Here is a 22,139-nt window from a genome sequence, read left to right as displayed (position 1 = left end):
TAGTCTAAAACTTAACACAACATTGATGTTAAGGTGTTAAGATAAGTAAATATAAGGATTTTTTAATCTTATGTAGAGGTAATACAGTAAGATATAGAAAGAAAAATGAACTAAGCTTTTATGTAAAACCTCAGTTAATAACAACTTTTTTTGATTTTTTCCATATTTGGTTTTGAAGATATACAATATAAACACCTTCCTTTAATCTAGAAAGATTGATACGATTTTCTGAAACAGATGAATTAAGTTCATGAGAAGATACTGCTCTTCCTTGTACGTCATATAACATCATCTCTGTGTTTTCATATAAATGACCTTTAACAACCAATTCTTTTGAATTGTTTAAGAAGAATATATTTAACGTTTCAGAATTATTTAGTGAAGTTGACAACACACTTTCAGTTATTCTTAAGAAAAAGCGACCTGTTCCAGATAATTCTGTTGTTGGAAATATAGAATAATGCGTATTTGTAAGCAAGGTCAATGTACCAGCAAACGTGTCCTCGAGATATACATTAGTAGATGTAGACAATGTACTCTCAGTAATACTAAATGTTAGCTCTTGTTCTTCATTAACATTGACTCCTAATGGTATAGTGACATCTAAAACATCACTAGAATTAACAGCTTGTATTCTAAATGGTATATCTTCATTATTATCTACCAAATAAGAATACAAAGCAAATTCTGATATATTACCACCAAAAACTGCTGCATCATATCCTACATCTAGACCCAAACCTGCATTATCATGAAAATAGATTGATGTCATACAGCTACCCGAAGAAGAACTTAGTCTGAGTTTAATATAGTTAACATCACTTGATGTTCTACCAATAATAAAATCATCAAAGTTTCCTTCTGCTTGCATCTCTGGGGTAAACTCCAAGTTTGCAGATGATAACTTTGACGACACAAAAAAGCCTTGACCAGGCGCAATGAGTTCTGGTCCTTCGAGTAAATTTGCAATGGTCCAATTACTCCCAGAACCGTCAGTGTTATTTGCATCGTAACCATAGATAGCTGCAGAACTATCTTCTAGTAAACTTAGGTTAGACATACCTGATACAGACCCAACATGATTTAAAAAAGCATTAACATCTATATATGAAGCATATGGATTTCCTATAAGATTCCACTCAGGAAAATTACCTGTGAAATCGTTTTCAACAAGTACACTAACAGAATTAGCCACTATAGATCCTGTAAAAGTTAAGGCTTCTCCATTACCTTCACCAATGGGTGTATTAGTTGACACTCTATAACCTCGACCAGAATATAAATTTTCAATTGTATTATGATTATATACAAGATAATTATCTGTGATGCCTTTTTCAAAATGACCAAATAAATAAGTGGTGTTTGGTAATTCTACACCATTATTGTATAAAATATTTGTATTATAACTGTTATCATCAGTTAAGAAAGACTCCCAACTCTGACCTGATAATGGCGGTGCAATTAGATCCCGACCATTTAATTCTGAATTAGTATATCTATGGTATTTAGTTGTACCTGATACTGTAATTTCACCTTTTACAACTAAACCGGAATATGTTGTAGATTCAGAATACATGTTTAAATCACCAATTACATTTAAAGTTATTCCATTTGGCACTGTTAAACTCATTCCGCTATTAATATTCAAACTAAAAATAGTTAAGTCTTGTGAAATTTGTGGAGGTATTTCCGTACTGGGTATAGTTATATTTGAACAAGAATTTGGCACTCCATTTGGCGTCCAATTAGCTGAGTTGTTCCAATCATTAGAAACTGAACCATTCCAAATAAGCTGAGAATACTCGGCATCAAATATTATCTTAAAACGGTCATTTGCAACCGAAGCTGGCACACCTGAAGCCACAGAATAACTATAATTAACGACACTATCTTGAGGAATTTCGGTTAAAACTTCGGTATAATTATCATATAAAAATGCTGTTGCGCATTGCATAGAACTACCTTCTGCTACTATAGTATAATTGGTATTTCTATAAGTATTAACCTCTAATTGTACTTCCTCATTATCAACCGGAATAGCTCTGGTTTCTATACTTAGTAAAACACCATCGTTATTAGTTGAAAAGTTTTCATCCAAGTTAGTAATATCAAGTGCATCATTTATATCAACATCATTATTACCCTCTGTGTCAAAGAAAATCAACAAGCCATCTGCAGGTGACTCATTGTTGGCCAATGCTGTATCCTCATATAAAGACAAACGTAATTGTCCTTGACTTATATACTCTGTATTAATCTTCGAGAGACTTGTTTTATATTCTAGACTATTCTTACTTTTTGGCTTAATATTAAAATGATCTACACTATTAAGTATTATTATAAAAACTATCGTTAAATGCGAATAGATGAAACTTAACCTCATAATAAAGCAATGTTTGGTTGATTATTTTAACCATAACAACCTATCTAATGCTTTGAACAAAAAGTAGAAAATGGAGAGTAAAACTAAATAAACTTCCTAATCTCTTTAGGGGAAAAATTTAGGACAATACGCTTATTATACATTTTGAAAATAGTAAAAAAATATTTCTTCAAATAAGCAATTATCCAATTATCGTTTAAAAGTTCATTATCGACTATAAAAGACTATTATTGAGACATTAAGATTGCAAAAAACAAACTATTTGACCATTATTTATTTTAAAAATTCGCTTTTAATTTATCATTTCATTTGGAGAAATAAAAAAAGCCGAAACTTAAGTTTCGGCTTTTCTTTTGTACAGGCGGCGAGACTCGAACTCGCACACCTCGCGGCACTAGATCCTAAGTCTAGCGTGTCTACCAATTCCACCACGCCTGCAAAAGGACTGCAAATATAAACAATAGTTTCAATATTCAAATAGGTTTTATTTAAGAAAATAATCCTTTGATTATTGTTACTTTTGTTAGAAATCAAATAACTATTATGCAAAACATAAATTCTTACATCGATGAGCACAAACAACGCTTTATCGACGAGCTAATTGATTTACTAAAAATCCCTTCTATAAGTGCAGATTCAGCTTACAAAAAAGACGTACTCAACACAGCAGATGCTATTAAAATAAGCTTAGAAAAAGCTGGTTGTGATATGGTTGAAGTTTGTGAAACAGACGGCTACCCTATCGTTTACGGTGAAAAAATAATTGATAAAAGCTTACCCACAGTTTTAGTTTATGGCCACTATGACGTACAACCACCAGATCCTTTAGATTTATGGAATTCTCCTCCTTTTGAACCTGTAATACAAAAAACAGAAAAACATCCCGAAGGTGCTATTTTTGCCAGAGGTGCTTGTGACGACAAAGGCCAAATGTACATGCACGTAAAGGCTTTAGAATACATGACAACCAATAATGAGTTACCATGTAATGTAAAATTTATGATTGAAGGTGAAGAAGAAGTTGGTAGTGCTAACCTCGGAAAATTTGTCGCTGCAAATCGTGAAAAGTTAGAAAACGATGTTATTCTAATTTCTGATACTGGCATGATTGCTAAAGACGTGCCTTCTATTACAACTGGACTTCGTGGTCTTAGTTATGTTGAAGTTGAAGTTACAGGACCAAATCGCGATTTACACTCTGGTCTGTATGGAGGCGCTGTAGCAAACCCGATAAATGTTTTAACTAAAATGATTGCATCGCTTCATGATGAAAACAACCACATAACCATTCCTGGGTTTTATGATAAGGTTGAAAATCTTTCGGATGAAGAACGTGCAGAAATGGCAAAAGCTCCGTTTTCGTTAGACAACTACAAAAAAGCCTTAGGTATTGATGCGGTTTATGGTGAAGAAGGCTATACCACAAATGAACGAAACTCTATAAGACCAACATTAGATGTTAATGGAATTTGGGGAGGTTATACTGGTGAAGGCGCAAAAACAGTTATTGCTAGTAAAGCCTTTGCTAAAATCTCGATGCGTTTAGTGCCTAACCAAGAATGGGAAGAGATTACACAACTATTTAAAACCCACTTTGAAAGCATTGCACCAGAAGCCGTAAAGGTGAAGGTAACACCTCATCATGGCGGCCAAGGCTATGTAACACCAATAGATAGCACAGGTTACCAAGCTGCGTCAAAAGCCTATGAAGAGACTTTTGGAAAAACTCCTATTCCACAACGCAGTGGTGGAAGTATTCCTATTGTTTCGCTTTTTGAACAAGAATTAAAAAGTAAAACAATCCTTATGGGCTTTGGTTTAGATAGTGATGCTATACATTCACCAAACGAGCATTTTGGTGTTTGGAATTATTTAAAAGGTATTGAGACTATCCCTTGGTTTTACAAGTACTTTACAGAGTTAAAATTGGCCGAATAAATCTACTCTTTAATAATTTTAAAAGTCGAAGCTTTGGTTTTAGACTTAATATTTACAAAATAAACTCCTGAAACAGTACTATCGAATTCAATTTCAACATGTGCTTTTTGGGAGTTTGTTTTTTTAATCACTTTCCCTGATATATTATTAACTGTGATATCAATTTTAGATTCCGTAAAATTATCAACCTTAATTACTGAATCCACCGGATTTGGGTACACCTTTATTTCATTAGGCTGAAATTCTTCCGTAGATAAAACAGAAAAATTAACACACAGACTTATTTCAGTACAACTTCCGTTGGTGACTTCAACAGCATAATTACCATCATTTAAAGGTGAAAAAGATTGATTGGTTTCTCCAGAGATAGGTGTATTGGTATCACAATTAAACCATTGGTATGTTCCTGTGGTTTGGTTAGATATTAATGATGTTGTTGATTGTGTAATAGTATTATCAATATCAATTAAACTAGCTTTTGTTGCTGTGTAAGCGAGTACCAACTTGGTTAACTCTGTCATATACTGAAAATCGATATCCTCAACCCTATCGTTAGACGTATGATAATCTGGTGTTTGATCATTGGTTTCCCAAGACTCGCCAACTAAAACTGCTGAGTAACCTTGATTCCAAAAACGAGAATGATCACTAGCTGTAGTACCTGGATTTACAACTATTTCGTTTAAATCGAATGTATAAGTACTCAAAAGATTTAATAAATCATCTTTGATGGTCAAAGAATTTGCAATGTCTCTTACGTCTATATCAAAATCATTATCTCCAGGTGTTCCTGGTGCATCACCATCATAACCAATCATATCCATATTTATCACACCCAGAATATTATCTCGTGTATTGCCATTGTTTTCATCTGCAGCCTGCTGCGCATAATAGTTAGCGCCTCTTAATCCTATTTCTTCCTCATCCCATAGCGCATAGACAATAGTATTAGCTGTACATTGGCCAGAAAGTAGTCTTGCTATTTCTAAAACTGCTGCAACTCCAGTTGCGTTATCGTCCGCACAGTATGTGGTTACAGAATCATAATGTGCACAAATAATATAAATATCGTCAGGATTTGTTTGCCCTACTTGAGTTGCAATAACATTCTTCCCAACCGTATTAAAATCCTGAAATTCAACATTAAGATTAGACAGTGCTTCTAAACGTTCTTTTATATAATCGGCTGCCAAATCATTATTACTTTGTACTCTAGTGGTTATGGTTTGTAAACTTCCGTTTATGGTCGCTGTTTGTTCTCCAGATAATTCTGCAACTGTAGTTTGTAAGTTAGAATTACTTACTTCATTCATTAAATCTTCCACAGATTGAGCTTTGGCGTTAAAAGTTACTAAAGCTATTAAGCCTAATAGTAATAAGGACTTTTTCATTAATAAAACTGCATTAAAAAGTATAGTCAAAGATAGTGAAATGTAAAAAATTGATAATCAAATATTTTGAAATTAAAATTTTTATTCTACATTTGTAGAGTTAATTCTAATCTTGTAGAACAATGGAACTCTCTAAAACCGAAGAACAACTCATGCAATACTTATGGAAGCTAGAAAAAGCTTTTATGAAAGATATCTTAGAGGTCTATCCTGAGCCAAAACCTGCAACAACGACCGTTGCCACATTATTAAAGCGCATGATTGGAAAAGGTTTTGTAGACTATAAAACCTACGGTAAGTCACGAGAGTATTATCCATTGGTTAAAAAAGAAGACTACTTCTCTAAACATGTTAACGGTTTGATTAAAACCTTTTTTAACGATAGTGCGTCCCAGTTTGCATCATTCTTCACCCGAAAAACAGATTTAACAAAAACAGAGTTAGAAGAGTTAAAAGCTATCATAGACAAGGAAATTAAAAGTAAGTAATCATGGAACTATTTTTATTAAAATTTTCGGCTTGTCTATTGGTGTTTTGGCTAACCTATGTACTACTCTTAGAAAAGCAACAAATGCACCACTTTAAGAGATTTTATCTATTAGTTTCATTTGCCATCGCTTTAATAATTCCACAGCTTACAATTATTGAATATATAGAACCTATTGTTCAAAATTTTGAAATCACAACTGCATTTATTCCAATAGATGCGGAAGTTATACCTCAACCCATTGAAACCACACCTGTACTTACTTTAGAAACTATTCTTTGGTCTATCTACATACTTGGAGCAACGCTATTTGTAATTCGTTTTGCGGTTAACCTTTTTAGACTATACGGACAAATTGCAACAAACGATAAACAACGTAACCGTAATTTTATCTACGTATTGCTAAAAACGTATCGCATACCACATTCCTTCTTTAAATACATTTTTGTTAACCAGCAACAATTTGAAAACAACCAAATACCCGAAGAAGTCAGACTACACGAAGAGACGCACGCCAAGCAATGGCACAGCTTAGATATTTTGTTACTAGAACTGTTTCAAATTGTCTTTTGGTTTCATCCGTTGGTGTACATTTTAAAACATCATGTAAAACTCAATCACGAGTTTTTAGCAGATGATGCTGTATTGCAGCAAGGTGTTACTACTAAAAGCTATCAGAATATATTATTACAATTTTCATCAAACACTCACAATCATCAATTAGCGAGTGCCATCAATTATTCATCATTCAAAAAACGATTTACAGTTATGAAAACACAAACCTCCAAAACCCGAATTTGGTTAAGTACCTTATTGGTATTACCAATCCTAGCCATTCTTTTTTACAGCTTTGCTGAACGCGAATACGTTGAAAAAGACAAAACAGAAAACCCTATATCTGAAACTAACTCATTTTTAGTTTTTGTAGAAAAAACCGGTAACACTTTAGAGCTTAGATGCGAAAACGGTTGTAGATGGAGTCATTTAGTACTAGAGACTAACTCAAAACCTTACATCATTAATGACTTTGGCTTCTCTGAAGGCAACACTTTAGATACCGATAAGTTTGCATTTTCTATTGAGCCTAATCAATCTGGTGTAACCCTAAGTGGATTGAAAGGCACAGCTTGGGTTGATTTGGCATTTTCTTTACCAAAAAACCAAAAACAAGCTGTTAATCAATTGGGGATGACCAATGAAACAGTTCCTAATCTAGAACAAATTAGTGACGACTTACAAAAGAGAGCAGAAAAAAACTACTATAAAAATCAATTTTTTGTAGTAAAAGACAAGCAAGGTCGTAAAGTAAGTAAACGATTTTTTGAATTAGATTATAATAACAAAATTAAGTGGGTATATGCCAATGAGATTCCTTATCATAGAATTGATGTTACAGAAGCACATTTTGAAGAAGCTAAGAATTCGAAAAACTATATCATAAAAGTCGATGGAAACTATATATCTAAAGACGACTTAAAAAAATACAAAGCATCAGACTTTATAACATTTTCTTACACCCCAATTTCAGAATTGGCAGAAATGAAAGAGCAATCCGTCCTAAACTTAGTAACACCAGATGCCTATAATTTATTTGTTAGATTAATGATAAGTCATTATAAACAAACATTAGAAGATTATGAAAATGAAATAACATTATCTGAAAACAAAAGAAAAATAAATTCTAAAGAGTTAGTAAGAACCTACGAATTTCTATACTACAATTACAAAAAGTTTACGCCAGAAATTATTAAGCATAATCAATTAATTCCTCCAACACCAATAGCGGCAAAAGAAAATGACTGGCAACAAGTTGAAGATATCTTAGACCAGAAAAAACTAACTGATTCAGAAATATCTGAATACAATGCTTGGGCTAAAAATATAAACGCAAAAAGTAAAAAGCTCTCAAATGGTACAACATGGTATCCACCCATTGATGAAAAAGAGCTCAATAAATTAACAGACATCTACAAAAAAATGTCATCACGGCAGAAAAATAAAGCCGTTGAATTTCCTTTTCCAGCGCTTGATGTAAAAGCTAGCCAACAAAAAGCCACAAAAGAGCAAATTGCAGAATACAACACTTGGGCTAAAAAAATGAATTCAGCCATAAAGAAAGCTGAATCCACTAAAAATAAACGTTCTTATCCAATGATTAAGAAAAAGGAATACGATAAATACTATAAGATTTACAGAAACCTAATGTCTGAAGCGCAACGCGAAAATGCCGAACCATGGCCAAACATTCCACCGCCTCCACCTCCGCCTCCAGCACCTGAGCCACCAAAAGCAAAAAAGAATACAGAAGACACTCCACCACCTCCGCCAGAACCAAAAAAGCCTGAGTCCACCTTAGACTTTATAATAAAGATGGCTAAAGCAAACGCTAGTTTCTACTATGAAGGAAAAGCTATTACATCAGATGAAGCCATAACTCTTCTTAAAAAGAACAACCAACTGAACGTTAATGCCTATCCAAAATCAAAAGAAGGCAAACCAATAGTCTACATTTCAAAAGAACCAATTGAGATTGATAAAAAGAAAAAATCAAAAAACTAGATATGAAAAGCCTCGAACTTCGAGGCTTTTTTATCTCAAAAATGTAACAAAATCAAAGTTTTAGCGTTCTAATAGACACTGAAAGTAGTTCAGTGTTACAAATCATCAATCAATCAAAACAAGCAGTTATGTTAAAACAATTCTTTATCCTATGTTCGGGAGCAGACACCAATATTCTAGAAAACTGCTCTAATGGCGAGCAAAACAAATATGCTGGCATTGGTGCTACTGTGTTTTTCACAGCATTAATGGCAACTATTGCAGCGAGCTATGCACTCTACACCGTTTTTGACAATTTATATACATCTATTTTTTTCGGAATAATTTGGGGGTTACTTATATTTAATTTGGACCGTTACATCGTTTCTACCATAAAAAAGCGCAATAATGTTTTGGATGAAATCCTTCAGGCAACTCCAAGGATTTTCCTAGCAGTAATTATTGCTGTAGTGATTTCAAAACCTTTAGAACTGAAGATTTTTGAAAAAGAAATCAATCAGGTTTTATTAGAACAAAAAAATGATTTAACGCTTGCAAATCAAAATCAAATTGCGCAACAATTCAATCCTAAAATAGCAGAATTAGAAGGTCAGATTTTAGGCTTACAAAATGAAATAGATACTAAAGAAACTGAAGTCAATGCACTTTACGACACCTATATCACAGAGGCAGAAGGCACATCTGGTACTATGAAACTCGGTAAAGGACCTGTTTACAAAGAAAAACGTGAGAAACACGACACAGCTTTAACCGAATTACAACAACTAAAAACCGACAACAAAGCAAAAATTACAACTTTAGAAAATGAAATTATTGCCTTGCAAGGCGATTATAAAGCCAACGTTACAGCATCACAACCAATTATTGATAATTTTGATGGCTTAATGGCTAGGGTCAATGCCTTAGGTAAATTGCCATGGTTACCTTCTTTCTTTATTTTCTTGTTGTTTTTGGCTATTGAAACCTCTCCTATTATCGCAAAACTTTTATCACCAAAAGGGGAGTACGACTATAAACTAGAAGATCAGGAAACTGTTATTAAATCTTGGGTTAGCCAACAAGTTGCAGAACGTCAACTACTTGTTAAAACAGATAATGACATTAATAACAAAGTGTACACAGAAATTGCAGATAAAGAAGACGTGATGAACTACAAACGTACAAAAGCAAGAGAGTTGATGCAACATCAAGCTGATGCATTTTTAAAGAAGCAAAAGGGAGTGCTTTAAAAATGCACTAGTATAGATTTATCTACAAATGATTACTTTTAGCATAAACCAAAAATCCTATTTGTAATGAAATCTATCCATTTTGTATTAATGCTTTTACTTTTCAATTGCAATAATAATCAAGACCAACAGAAAGACACTTTTGAAACGGACAAAGCAGAAATCTTAAAAGTCCTGAACACTCAAGAAATCGCTTGGAATAATCATGATTTAGAAGGGTTTATGCAAGGCTACTGGAAGAGTGATTCTTTAAAATTCTATGGTAGCAGAGGATTAACTTACGGTTGGAAAAACACATTAAACAATTACAAAAAAGGCTATCCTACAAAGGCTGAAAGTGGCAAACTCAATTTCGTTATCAACGATATTTCAAAAATCGAAGGAGATAATTATTGGGTAATGGGTGAATATCATCTAAAACGAGAAGCTGGCAATGTAAATGGCATTTTCATTATCATCTTTAAAAAGATAAATGGCGAATGGAAAATTATAGTAGACATGTCTTGCTAAATAAAAAGTACTCACAAGTTGTTTATCTGTCACCATAAACGCACTAGAGAGCACTTCTGTATATGTATCTTAATCTACTTGTTATGCAGCTACAATTGAACCAGTAGGTACTTTAATAACTTCTGGCTCTTCAGCTTTAAAGTGGTCATAAAGTTCTTTGCAACCTAAACCAACTATAGATAATTTTTTTGATTTTGTAATGGATTCATTGTGTAATCTTGCTAAAGCCATTACACCAGCTCTATCAATACTTTCTACACTTTCAATATCTAATAGAATATCATCTAGTCTATCAAAAATATTAGCAAAATGAGCATTGAATGCTTTAAGACTCAGCTTGTTCAGTGTCCCTTTAATCTGAAAACGATTGTTGTAGTTGGTGATTTGTAAATCCATAATAAATAATGTTAAATCATTAATAATAATTTAGGGCTATTAATCTGTAAATCTGGTGCTATTAATTCTTGAGGGATGACTCTAATATCTGACTAAATATTCTCTACTTCCCAGAAATTCGACAAATGGTATTTTTGTCTAGATAATTTGAAATTGGCGGTTTATTTTTTCGATAAACAACACATTTACAAATATCTAGATTGTAAGAAAAATAACTACTTAATCTTGAATTTAATATAGTGTGCCTCAAGGTCTACTGGCTTAAGAATTACTTTAGTAGAAACAGGATATTTATGGAGTAATATTTCAGGACGAATTGGTCGTTTTTCAAAACCACCACCACAGTTTGGGCAGATATGATGTAAAAGCTCAACACAATCTTTGCAAAAGGTACATTCAAAAGTGCAAATCATAGCTTCTTCAGAACCGTAGGGAAGCGCTTTATTGCAATGCTCGCATGTTGGTCTTATTTGCAACATTTTGGTTTTTGTTTTGAATAAAATAAATAAGGAATTTACCTTTACGTCATGAAATATAAATATAAGGTAATTTTAATGGTTATTCTTGCTGCAATAACACTCTTTGGATTAATAACTGGTCGTTACTTGTTTTTGGTATTTATGATACCACTGAGTTTTGACTTCTTCAACAAAAAGAACTCAGATTAAATCTTCTTAACGTATTGGGTAATAATGACAATTTGCTGGCCATCTACTTTGCCTTCTATATACTCGGCATTTTCGTGATCTAGTCTAATATTCCTAACAGCAGTTCCTTGTTTGGCTACCATGCTAGAGCCTTTAACTTTGAGGTCTTTGATAAGCACAACTGAATCGCCATGCTCTAAAACCACACCATTAACATCGCGATGCGTAATTTTATTTTCATCATCATCTCCATCACCTGATGCTTTAGCCACTTCTAACAAGTCATCTTCAATGTAAAACATATTAAGTAAGTCTTGTGTCCAATCTGCATCAATTCTATGAAGCATTCTCCAAGCCATGACTTTAACAGCATCATGCTCGCTCCACATACTATCATTAAGACATCTCCAGTGGTTAGCATCAATTTTATCAGCATCGTTCATCTGTTCTATACAAGTTTCTGAAGCATACAAAGCCATATCTTTGGCATCAGGAACAATATAAACCGCTAATTTTTCTGTATCACCACTTAGCTCACAACGATTTCCGCTTCGCTTTTGAAGTTCTCTTTCTAAACTCATCAAAATTTAATTTTAAAGATGAGCAAATATAGAATTATAAGGCTACTAAATAGCTAATTTTTTGCTTTGAGATTGTTGTGGTTTTATATACACTTCTAACAACTTTGCATTTTTACCATTAAATAAGGCTGACTTCATTGTTGCAGGCACTAAGACCGTTTCACCCATTTTTAGAGTTTCCGTGTAACCATCAACTGCAACTTGTGTTTCGCCCTCTACACACACGTAAATAACAAAAGAATCCAAATTCTCATAGTTTACTTGTCTTAATCCTTTTACCTCAAAAATATTGGTGGTAAAGAAATCGCAAGACACCAAGTTGTTGTTTTCATTAGCTTTTAAATCATAATTACACTTACCTGTAGATTCAAAAGATTTTGTTGCTTCTATAGCTTGTTTAGTATGCAAATCTCGTTTATTACCGGAATCGTCTGTTCTATCCCAATCGTAAACTCTATAAGTAATATCGCTAGTTTGCTGTATCTCAGCAGCCAAAACACCTGCGCCAATGGCATGGATCTTTCCTGCTGGAATAAAGTAACTATCGCCTTGCTTTACTTTTTCTCTATGAAAGACATCTTCAACATTATTTGCGTTAATTTGTTCTAATATATTTTTATCTACACTTTCATCTTTTAATCCAAGAACAATATCTGCATCGTCATCACTATCCATGATATACCACATTTCGGTCTTACCTAAAGAATTGTGTTGTGCCTTGGCCATTTTATCGTCTGGATGTACTTGTACAGACAAATCTGTTTTTGCATCTAAAAATTTAATTAACAGAGGAAACTCAGCGCCAAAACGCTCATAATTTGCTAAACCTAAAAATTCTGACGTATATGTTTTTAAAAGATCATTTAGGTTTTGCCCTTTATAGTCTCCGTTAGCTACTTCTGAAATATTTCCTTTTACTCCAGAAATCTCCCAACTCTCACCTACATTTTCTAGATCTGTTTTCTTATTCAAGATTTTAGAGAGTTTATTTCCTCCCCAAATTTTTTCTTTTAAAATTGGTTTAAATTTTATAGGATATGCTTTCATTTTAAATACTTGGTTTTAAAGACTTATATTTTTTATTAATTTCCTTAATTGAATCTACAATGGAAAAAACACCTTTTATAAAGTTTTGCTTTGTATTGTTTTTATCTATTAGCGTTTTTAAATCAGTTATGTAATTATCATTTTGGGTAATCTGCTTTAAAATGCGCTCAAGATCGTGACCTTTATTTTGAACCGAACCTAAGTTTATAAAACCTACATATTTTAGATTATAATTGCTTGACAAATAACGCGCACCTGCTCTTTTAGCCATCGATTCTGAAACTATCTTTTTTATCTCGACTATTTCTACCTTATCTAAACATTCTTCTTTTATCTCATGTAGTAATTGCAGAGTATTGTCGCTACTGTAATTATCGACCAAACAAAACTTTACAATATCTGTAGACCGCATATGTTTAGCTAGATTTTCTACCCTAATTGAAGATTCGTTATTTCTGAATATAATTATGATTCCTATCTTCATTTATATATTATTATGCTGCTTCCAAAGCTTTAGAAGCACTAATTGTTCCAGTTGATTTTTTAGCTCTATAAATCCATGCAATCTGTGCTAATTGCATTACAATTTTTACCGAGTCTTTCATAGACAACTTAGAACCATCTGCATGGATCCAACGCTTTAAAGGTTGCTCACAAAGCATTGCCTTTGCTTTCTTAAGACCAAAATGAATAGACATTCTTTTAAAGATTTCTACATCAAAAATCCACTGAGTCACAAACTTTTTACCAAAAGCAATATCAATGACATCTTTATGAAAGATTTTAGCACCACACTGCGTGTCTTTAAAATCCATTTTTAAAATCTTTCTTATAATAAAGTTTATGGTTAAGCTAATGATTTTACGTGCTGACTCTTTGGTGATGTCTGCACCCATTCTAGAAATTCGAGATCCACTTACAATTTTAAAATCTGAGTTTTCAATTGTCTTCACCAAATCGTCAAAATCTCTTAGATCGGTAGATAAATCTGCGTCTAAAAACCCTATGTAATCAAGATCTTTTTTTTGCGCCATGTGTAACATTCCTAACCTTACAGCTTCTGCCTTACCACCATTTTTTTCACAATCATAAACTGTAATAAAGTCTTCTCTGCCCTTTTGAAGATTATGCAAAACCTCTAAAGTTCTGTCTTTGCTACCATCATTTACAAAACATAAATGATAGCCTGTATGTTGATCTATGTACTTTAAAAACTCATCACTTAGCAATCGTTCTTCTTCATTGTAACATGGAATTACAACACCAACACAACGTTGCTGAATCATTATATTTTCAGAAGGCTTATTTATTGTTGCCTCTGGCACACCTATTAGTCGCTTAACTCTGGCACAAATCTCATTTAAACTTAATGGCTTTTTCATGTAATCTGTAACACCCAAATCAAATGCCTCTGTAATAATTGTATCTTGTGTATTACCAGATAAAATCATAATTGGTGTTTCAGGATTTTTTGATATTCTAATATGGTTTACCACATCAAATCCAGAAATTTTTGGCATGTTAAAATCTACGATAACCAAATCTGGATTAAAATCATCGTATATAGCCAATCCTTTATTAGCATCTGTTTCTATTTTAACATCGTATCCTAACTCCTTCAATCTCTTTTCTAAAGGAAGCAATACTAACTGTTGGTCGTCGATGGCTAAAATTTTCATAATTTGTGATTTTGGGTATTAATTTCGGTTCAAAAGTATTGGATAAAGCCTCCTGAAAATTTTAATTTAGATTAATAAGACATTTAGTGTAGACGAATGGCAGATTACTTAAGATGAATAAAATTAGAACCACCTTTGAAATTATATATCTTTACCAAAATGATTTAAGCATCAGCATTATAGATGAAAGAAAACTCTAATAAATACCTAATCGCGGCCCTATTAATGGGTATTGTGTTTCATGGTACATCTATATTTTTCACTCTAGAGACTACTTACGATGCTCTTATTCATCTATTTTTTGCAGACCATTATGCCACTAGCTGGTTTGAACCATGGAACTACAAATGGTACACTGGTTTTACGGTAATGAGTTATCCTCCTTTAGTACATCAGTCTATTGGAGCTTTGTCTTTTATTGGTGGCTTAAAGTTTGGAATGTTTACCGTTGCATTTATAGCTATTACACTTTTTATTACTGGTGTCTATAGATATGCCTACCTTATAACTGCAAGTAAAAAAGCAGCTGGTTATGCTGCGATATTGGCTGTATTTTCCTCATCATTCGTAGAAACGCTTCATATTTTTGGACAGCTACCAAGTATTGTTGGTGTTTCTGTTTTAATGCATGCGCTACCAGAAATTTATCTTTGGTTAAAAACTGGTAAACTACGATATTTAGCCACCTCATTATCCCTAATATCAGTTACGGTAACATCACACCACGTTACACCTATTTTTGGAATGGTCTTTTTTATTTTCCCATTAATAGGTACAGTAATAATGGATGATGCGCGAGAGGGTGTGGCCTCTTACAAACAAGTTACCATTAGATTATTTCTTAATAGCTTCTTTAAACTCTTTAAACGCATTATTAGCTTTGGAATGTTATCCTTAGTAATCATTGTAGGTTGTATTTTACCTTATTGGATAAACTCTAAAAACAACCCTATTACCCAGGTTCCAATTCCGCATGGCTCTCGAGACAATTTCTTAGAAATAACATCTTCTGGACTCGTTTTTTTCTTAATTCCTTGGGGAGTTTTACTCATCTTATTACCATATATTTTCTATCGCTATTACAGTAAGCGCTATTTGTTTTTTGGTTTGTCTATAACCATTTTAACGATTTTAGGTACAGGTGGTACAACACCTATTCCTAGAATTGCACTTGGTGAAACAGCATTTAATATCTTAACACTAGACCGTTTTACGTTATGGGCTTCCATTATGTCTTTGCCGCTTTTTGGAGAGTTCGCATACAGATTAGTTGAAGGCGATTTAAAAACACTCATACAAGAACGACTTGGAGATGTGTACCACAGAGTTGCTGGCGGACTCTTTGCTAGTTTATTCTTGTTTATGACCATTTTTACGATGAGTCTTGGTTATTTTAAACCCTCACAACCTCAAAAAATTAAAATGCTACCTATTGTAAATTTTTTGAGTCAGGATCACCACGACCAATGGCGTTATATGACTCTTGGTTTTGGCGACCAAATGGCTTGGTTATCTGCCCAAACTAATGCGCTATCTGTAGATGGTAATTACCATTCAGCAAGACGACTGCCTGAACTTACAACACGACCTATTGAACGTCTCGAAAATTCAAAATTCAAAGGTGTAGAAGGTATTGGTTCACTGCAACAATTTTTAACAACACCTGAGAAATACAATCTAAAATACATTTTCTCTAACGATAAATTTTACGACCCAATCCTTTATTTCTGTGGTTGGCAACGTCTTAGACAACTAGAAAACGGTATTATGGTTTGGGAAAAACTCAATGTACCTCCATTATCATCTATACTACCTAAAGAGGATGTAGCTACTTGGTTAAAAATTCTTTGGGGCACTATGCCTTTTCTTACTGTTTTAGTCGCTTTTGTGCTCAACGTTCAATTTTTATTGGTGCATGCTTTAAAAACAAAATATTCGCCACCACCTGTATATTTAAATTTTAAGAACAACTACCATAAATTCTCACGTCTTGTACTAAGAGTCACTCATATTTGGTCTGTTATTGTAGCAATTATTGTGTTTTATGGCATTTATTTATTCTACATTAAGAATGACTCTCACCATTCTGCAAAGAATGCCGTTATCGCATACTATGATGCTATAGATTTTAAACGCTTTAAAGAAGCGCACAGCCTCATAAACCCAAAGAGCAATATGGCATTAGACCAATACATGTTAGAGGTTTCTGTTACTGACGGTTTATTGAGTTCTTACGCTAAACTCGAAGCCATTACCACCGAAACTATAAGCGAAAACGACAGTTTAGCAAGCATAAAAGTGAATACTGAATGGATTACACCTCTCGAAAAAATAAAGAAAACCGATTTTAAATATCTCGAAAAAGTTAATGGTAAATGGTATTTACAACCCGAAGATATTGATTTGGATTTACCACCAGACCAATTGTATTCTATGAATACGACTGATTATTTTAATCAAGGTAGACGACGTATTACAACCGAAGAAACCCATCACGAAGACATTTTAAAACAGCCTGTTTTAGAAATCTTAGATGCTAAATTGGTAAAGTTTGAAAATCATTATGCTTTAATTGGTGAAGTTCAGAACATTGATAACGTTCCGGCAGATGTAGTGCTTAAAGGCACGCTATATAACGATGACAACAAGTTTTTAGCAACCTACAACGCCAAATACCACGTAAAGCATAAATTGATGCCAAAAGAAGTAAGTTCGTTTAGAATAAATTTTGAAGGCATTGCATGGTCTAAAACACAAGATTCTATTCCAAAAACTTTTAATCCTGATGAATTTACACCTATAGAATTTGAAGAACAACCTACAAAATTCAATCTTCAGGTGGCAGGTAATGTATCGAGTTCAGATTTGTACAAGCGCACGTCTATTTCTATTCAGAATATTGAGGATTTTAAAATATCTGGAATACTATTTAATGGTGGCACAGAAGAAGTTACCATTCCGCAATTATTGGTATCTTATTATAACGAAAATAAAGAGTTGATTTGGGTAGATCATATCTTTATAAAGGATGGTATAAGACAGCAACGTCAACGTCCATTTGAATATGCTCTTTTGAAAAAAGAAGTGTCAAAATTAATTAATGATGATATGAAAAATTGTTATGTTAACGGTTTACCAAACGAAGATATTTCAGATAAGATTGTACCTAACCGAATTATTAAGCACAATGATAATGAGTTACAACCTATAAACCATCCACTTTATAAATTTGTAAAACTAGAAGTTAACACCTATATAGGGAATCCTAATTAATGCAGTTTAAGTATTTCTATATCGTCCTTTTTCTTTTGTTTTTTATCACTAATAACAAACAAAACTCAACTGACTCTAACCATGACATTGAGTTAATCACAACAAAAACTTCTTATGTTGCTGGCGAGAACATTTCATTGCAATTTAAGGGAAACACTAATGCTTCAATTTATTTATTATGTGCTAATAGTTACGGAACCATTGTAGTTTCACCTAGCATAGAAAATTCAACAACTAGTTTCCAGTTACCACAAAATTTCGCCAATAAATCAGGTACTATAAACTGGCAACTGATTAATGATTCTGTTCTTAAAACAGGTACACTTTATATTAATCCACAACCTAAAATAAAAGCTATTGAAACCTATATTGGCCCTCCAAGTATTGAAGCTGGTGCTACAGATTACACAATGTTAGTTTCTATACCAACAGACCATCTAGATAATCCTTTGGCAGACAGCACTGAGGTTACTGTAAAACATCAGTTCTTAGATCGAAATTTTAAAGACAATATCATCATGAAAAATGGTATTGCTTACAAAAACATTTATTCCGAAAAAGAAGATGGTCGCATCATTATAAGTACAGCATGTTTAGATCTTAATTCAAAAGAATACGATGTTAATGTAGTGCCTGCTATTCCAACAAATTTTGAAATTGATTACAGCAGAATTCACGAATACGCAGATGGCAACCAGATTACAACTTTTAACACTTCAGAATTAAAAGACCGTTACGGCAATACAGTTAGCGATGGCACGTTTGTAAATTTCTATTTAACCAACTCTAAAGGGTATAAATCATCAACATCTGGACTGACGATTAATGGAATTGCCAAGGCAAAATTTCTGCATCCAGACCATGAAGAAAATTTCGAAGTAAAAGCTTATGTTGAAGGTATGGCAGAGAGTAATATCATTGCTATTTCGTACAAAAAAGCCATTGGTGATTTTGAAATTCATTTTTCTGAAGATAAGCGAACCATAACTGTAGGACCAATTGAAAGTTTTATGAATCAACGTGTGCCAGATGGTCTCAACGTAACTTTAAAAATCTTTAAAAATGATGTTTTAGACCACAAAATAATTAAAGAAACGCGTGAAGGTTTTGCAACCTTTAAACTAAACAAAGACCGTTTCCCAAAAGGACAATATAATTTTGAATTTTATGCTGCTGGAACAACAAAATCCTTTACTGCCATTGCCTATGAGTAATATTAACAAGAGTATATTACGTACAGCTTTAATGCTATCTTATGTTATCATCATTGGTCTGGTGGTTTATGGCATTGCTTCCATTTATAGTTACCTCAACACTGGTGCAGACCGAAGCAAAATGCTACACACCGAAGTTAAAAAAGTAGAACAATACCTACCACAACTGCAATGGCAACCATTGACGAACGAAGGCAGACCAATGGATCAGCAAACCTTAAAGGCGATTGAAACCGATTATTTAGATGCTTGGTATGTAAAGCACGTTGCTTATAAAACTAACACTACTAAAGGTATTACTGATTATTACACCGAAAGCTCCAGAGAGAATCTTTATAACATCATTCAGCTTAATACTGAAAGTAACACTATAATAGATGCCACCACCTTATCTCACAATCCTAAGCTCGATTTTTTTAGTGAAGATGGTCAACTTGCCGTGTTAACAGATTATGATGTTGTTGAATACAAACGCATTTTTAAGGACAATAATCTTATTTCTGAGGTTGCCGAAATCTCTGATTATCGTGTTACTTTTTTACTAGAAGATGGGTTTTGGCGTATTAGGCATATGATAAAACTAGAAAGTCATCCCTTTGAAAATGAAACCGTTCAAGATACTTTAAAACTAGACATAAAAGGTATTAACTATTATCCACAAGCAACCGCTTGGGATATGTATGGAGACAATTTTAATACGGATACGGTTGCTAAAGATTTTAAAATTATAAAGGATGCCAACCTCAATAGTATACGCGTTTTTATCCCTTATGAAAGTTTTGGCAAAGCCAATGTAGATATCACAAAGTTAGACCAAGTAAAGCAGCTTTTAGATTTGGCAAAGGCAGAAGATCTTAAAGTACTCATAACCTTGTTTGATTTTTATGGAGACTACTCCGTTTTAGACTGGACCTTAACCCAGCAGCATGCAAAAAAAGTAGTTACTGCCTTAAAAGATCACGATGCGTTATTAGGTTGGGACATTAAAAACGAACCTAATTTAGATTTTGAATCCAGAGGTGAATCCTTGGTTACAGCCTGGCTTGACAAAATGATAGATTTGGTAAAATCTGTAGATGGTAATCATCCTGTAACTATAGGTTGGTCTAATGTAGAAAGTGGCGAAATTCTTAAAAACAAACTCGATTTTATTTCGTTTCACTATTACAATAATCTTGAGGATTTATCTGAAGCCTACACCAGTTTAAAATCTAAAATTAAAGATAAGCCTATTGTTATTACTGAGTATGGCATGTCGTCTTACAGTGGCTTTTGGAAACCTTTTGGACCATCTGAAGATAACCAAGCAGAATACCACAAAAAAATTCAAACGACTTTTGCAGAAAAAGACATTCCATTTATGTCTTGGACTTTATATGACTTTTCTAGAATACCAAAGGAAGTCGTGGGTAGACTTCCTTGGCGAAAAAATGTTCAAAAACATTTTGGTTTTATTGATAAAAATGGGGCAAAAAAAGCATCCTTTAAATATATCTCTTCTAAAGAATAACTTCGTTAGCGTTATTTAATTTAGGATTATCTAGGTTTTTATCCTCTATAATTGTTTGAAACGTTTGCACATACATATCTGCAATTTGAGACATTGGGTGCGCAGTTGCTGCTTTGTAATTTGTTTTGGCCAGCTCTAACCTGTAAGCATCATTGGTTACAATAGCCTCAATAGCTTGCGCTAAACTATCGACACTTGTTGGGTTAAAAAATTCGCCTTCATAGCCTTCATCTTGTACTAATAATGCTAAATCTCCTAAGTCTGGCATTACCACAGCCTTACCATAACTTCCTGCTTGATGCAGCACACCAGAACTTCCTGTCGTTGATGTGTAAGGAAATACAACTACAGCACTTTCGTTAAAAATTACAGGTACATCTTCTTCCTCTACGTATCCTGTAAACCTTATTTGCGGCACGTGTTTATAATCGTCTTGTACTTTGGCTAAGTATCCTGGTACATTTGGATTATCGGTTCCGGCAATTACTACTTCCATATCTAAGCCTGTAGATTGTCTTACTTTCTCTACAGCTTCAATCATTCCTTCTACTTTTTTATAAGTTCCAAACTTTCCGAAGGTCATTATTTGTAATGGTCCTTCTGGTAAAGAATAATCAGGTTCTGCTGGTATTTCAAAAGTACCGTGAGGTATTAATTTTACGTTTTTAGCATTATACTTCTCTTCTAAAATATCTACATACTTCTGCATAGTTACAGCAACTGTATCTGCTTTTAGAATTAATCGTGTCAAAGTAGAACCTATAAAGCCATATATTTTTTGCATCATTTTGTTTGATGTAAAACCAGCACTTCCAAGATCTACTTCTTCTAGAATATTATGAAGCAATACTATATTTGGAATTCCTTTTAGCTGACAAACCAACGGTAACATTAATCCTAGTGCAGCTGCTACTTTTTTATCGCCAAACTTCATAAATTGAAGATTAAACAATACTGAATCTGGCTTTGTTTGGTTGATTGCTTTTGTTACCGAAAAAATTGTTTTATAACTGTTAAACGACCAACATTCTTTTACCGTAATCTTGCATCCATCTTCTTCAAACTGTAAATCTTTAGCACCTTCTGTCTTATCGGTTAACAAGATTAATTCTGTAACATCTTGATGCTTTCTGAACTGCTTTACCAAATGATAAGCGTACTCATTTAAAGTGACTTTACTTGGTGGATATGCTGTTACGATTGCTAATTTCATAATACTAGGTTTTTGTTTATTACACTACAAATTTGAAGGTTTATAAGGATAAAATTGCTTGATTTTAGACCGTTTGCGATTT

General features: G+C 33.3%; 18 protein-coding genes and 1 tRNA gene. 9 read left to right on the top strand and 10 right to left on the bottom strand.

Features of this window, described 5'->3' with window-relative positions:
- Positions 1-130 precede the first annotated feature (130 nt).
- Entirely contained in the window at positions 131-2,383 is a 2,253-nt protein-coding gene (locus FC091_RS03710) for a T9SS type A sorting domain-containing protein (protein WP_138432922.1), read from the bottom strand.
- Positions 2,384-2,739: 356 nt separating this feature from the next.
- Positions 2,740-2,821, bottom strand: a tRNA-Leu gene (locus tag FC091_RS03705).
- A gap of 105 nt (positions 2,822-2,926) precedes the next feature.
- Between FC091_RS03705 and FC091_RS03700 the strand changes: the two genes are divergently transcribed.
- On the top strand, positions 2,927-4,321 hold the full coding sequence (locus FC091_RS03700) for a dipeptidase (RefSeq protein ID WP_138432921.1): 1,395 nt from the start codon (positions 2,927-2,929) through the stop codon (positions 4,319-4,321).
- A 2-nt stretch (positions 4,322-4,323) separates the two neighbouring features.
- Here FC091_RS03700 and FC091_RS03695 read toward each other — a convergent pair whose 3' ends face one another.
- On the bottom strand, positions 4,324-5,712 hold the full coding sequence (locus tag FC091_RS03695) for a M28 family peptidase (protein ID WP_138432920.1): 1,389 nt from the start codon (positions 5,710-5,712) through the stop codon (positions 4,324-4,326).
- 122 nt (positions 5,713-5,834) lie between these two features.
- Here FC091_RS03695 and FC091_RS03690 point away from each other — a divergent pair, with 122 nt between their 5' ends.
- The 4 genes from FC091_RS03690 (at position 5,835) to FC091_RS03675 (ending at position 10,497) form a co-directional block, all read left to right on the top strand.
- Complete coding sequence (locus FC091_RS03690; RefSeq protein ID WP_138432919.1) at positions 5,835-6,200, top strand: BlaI/MecI/CopY family transcriptional regulator; 366 nt, start codon at positions 5,835-5,837, stop codon at positions 6,198-6,200.
- A gap of 2 nt (positions 6,201-6,202) precedes the next feature.
- Positions 6,203-8,758, top strand: a complete 2,556-nt coding sequence (locus FC091_RS03685) for a M56 family metallopeptidase (RefSeq protein WP_138432918.1) — start codon at positions 6,203-6,205, stop codon at positions 8,756-8,758.
- A gap of 128 nt (positions 8,759-8,886) precedes the next feature.
- Entirely contained in the window at positions 8,887-9,987 is a 1,101-nt protein-coding gene (locus FC091_RS03680; protein ID WP_138432917.1) for a DUF4407 domain-containing protein, read from the top strand.
- 66 nt (positions 9,988-10,053) lie between these two features.
- Positions 10,054-10,497 carry a YybH family protein gene (locus FC091_RS03675; protein ID WP_138432916.1) on the top strand — a complete coding sequence of 148 codons (444 nt, stop codon included), beginning with the start codon at positions 10,054-10,056 and terminating at the stop codon, positions 10,495-10,497.
- 81 nt (positions 10,498-10,578) lie between these two features.
- On the opposite strand, the gene FC091_RS03670 is transcribed toward FC091_RS03675, so the two are convergent.
- Together FC091_RS03670 and FC091_RS03665 are read right to left on the bottom strand one after the other, a co-directional pair.
- Positions 10,579-10,893, bottom strand: coding sequence for a hypothetical protein (locus FC091_RS03670; RefSeq protein WP_138432915.1), 315 nt, complete (start codon positions 10,891-10,893; stop codon positions 10,579-10,581).
- 215 nt (positions 10,894-11,108) lie between these two features.
- Positions 11,109-11,372, bottom strand: coding sequence for a DUF1272 domain-containing protein (locus FC091_RS03665; RefSeq protein ID WP_138432914.1), 264 nt, complete (start codon positions 11,370-11,372; stop codon positions 11,109-11,111).
- Between the two features lie 48 nt (positions 11,373-11,420).
- Between FC091_RS03665 and FC091_RS15170 the strand changes: the two genes are divergently transcribed.
- Positions 11,421-11,561, top strand: coding sequence for a hypothetical protein (locus FC091_RS15170; protein ID WP_171032447.1), 141 nt, complete (start codon positions 11,421-11,423; stop codon positions 11,559-11,561).
- Here the strand turns inward: FC091_RS15170 and FC091_RS03660 are convergent.
- The 4 genes from FC091_RS03660 to FC091_RS03645 are packed head-to-tail and all read right to left on the bottom strand — an operon-like array spanning position 11,558 to position 14,847.
- The gene (locus FC091_RS03660; RefSeq protein ID WP_138432913.1) at positions 11,558-12,121 is read right to left on the bottom strand and encodes a PhnA domain-containing protein; all 564 of its coding nucleotides are present in this window, start codon (positions 12,119-12,121) and stop codon (positions 11,558-11,560) included. The genes FC091_RS15170 and FC091_RS03660 overlap by 4 nt on opposite strands.
- Positions 12,122-12,166: 45 nt before the next feature.
- The gene (locus tag FC091_RS03655; protein WP_138432912.1) at positions 12,167-13,168 is read right to left on the bottom strand and encodes a type I phosphomannose isomerase catalytic subunit; all 1,002 of its coding nucleotides are present in this window, start codon (positions 13,166-13,168) and stop codon (positions 12,167-12,169) included.
- A gap of 1 nt (position 13,169) precedes the next feature.
- Complete coding sequence (locus FC091_RS03650) at positions 13,170-13,652, bottom strand: glycosyltransferase family A protein (RefSeq protein WP_138432911.1); 483 nt, start codon at positions 13,650-13,652, stop codon at positions 13,170-13,172.
- A 10-nt stretch (positions 13,653-13,662) separates the two neighbouring features.
- Positions 13,663-14,847: a response regulator gene (locus tag FC091_RS03645; RefSeq protein WP_138432910.1), complete on the bottom strand. Its 1,185-nt coding sequence runs from the start codon at positions 14,845-14,847 to the stop codon at positions 13,663-13,665.
- Positions 14,848-15,030: 183 nt separating this feature from the next.
- Here FC091_RS03645 and FC091_RS03640 point away from each other — a divergent pair, with 183 nt between their 5' ends.
- From FC091_RS03640 to FC091_RS03630, 3 genes are read left to right on the top strand one after another with little or no spacing between them, the layout of a single operon-like run.
- Positions 15,031-18,120, top strand: a complete 3,090-nt coding sequence (locus tag FC091_RS03640) for a hypothetical protein (protein ID WP_138432909.1) — start codon at positions 15,031-15,033, stop codon at positions 18,118-18,120.
- Entirely contained in the window at positions 18,120-19,334 is a 1,215-nt protein-coding gene (locus FC091_RS03635) for a hypothetical protein (protein WP_138432908.1), read from the top strand. The genes FC091_RS03640 and FC091_RS03635 overlap by 1 nt, the downstream gene beginning before the upstream one ends.
- Positions 19,327-20,844: a cellulase family glycosylhydrolase gene (locus FC091_RS03630; protein WP_138432907.1), complete on the top strand. Its 1,518-nt coding sequence runs from the start codon at positions 19,327-19,329 to the stop codon at positions 20,842-20,844. The genes FC091_RS03635 and FC091_RS03630 overlap by 8 nt, the downstream gene beginning before the upstream one ends.
- On the opposite strand, the gene FC091_RS03625 is transcribed toward FC091_RS03630, so the two are convergent.
- The gene (locus tag FC091_RS03625; protein ID WP_138432906.1) at positions 20,834-22,057 is read right to left on the bottom strand and encodes a glycosyltransferase; all 1,224 of its coding nucleotides are present in this window, start codon (positions 22,055-22,057) and stop codon (positions 20,834-20,836) included. The two genes, FC091_RS03630 and FC091_RS03625, sit on opposite strands and share 11 nt — an antisense overlap.
- Positions 22,058-22,139: the final 82 nt, after the last annotated feature.

The organism is Winogradskyella algicola (assembly GCF_005869935.1).
Taxonomy (GTDB): domain Bacteria; phylum Bacteroidota; class Bacteroidia; order Flavobacteriales; family Flavobacteriaceae; genus Winogradskyella; species Winogradskyella algicola.
This window is presented reverse-complemented; position numbering and strand designations above follow the sequence as displayed.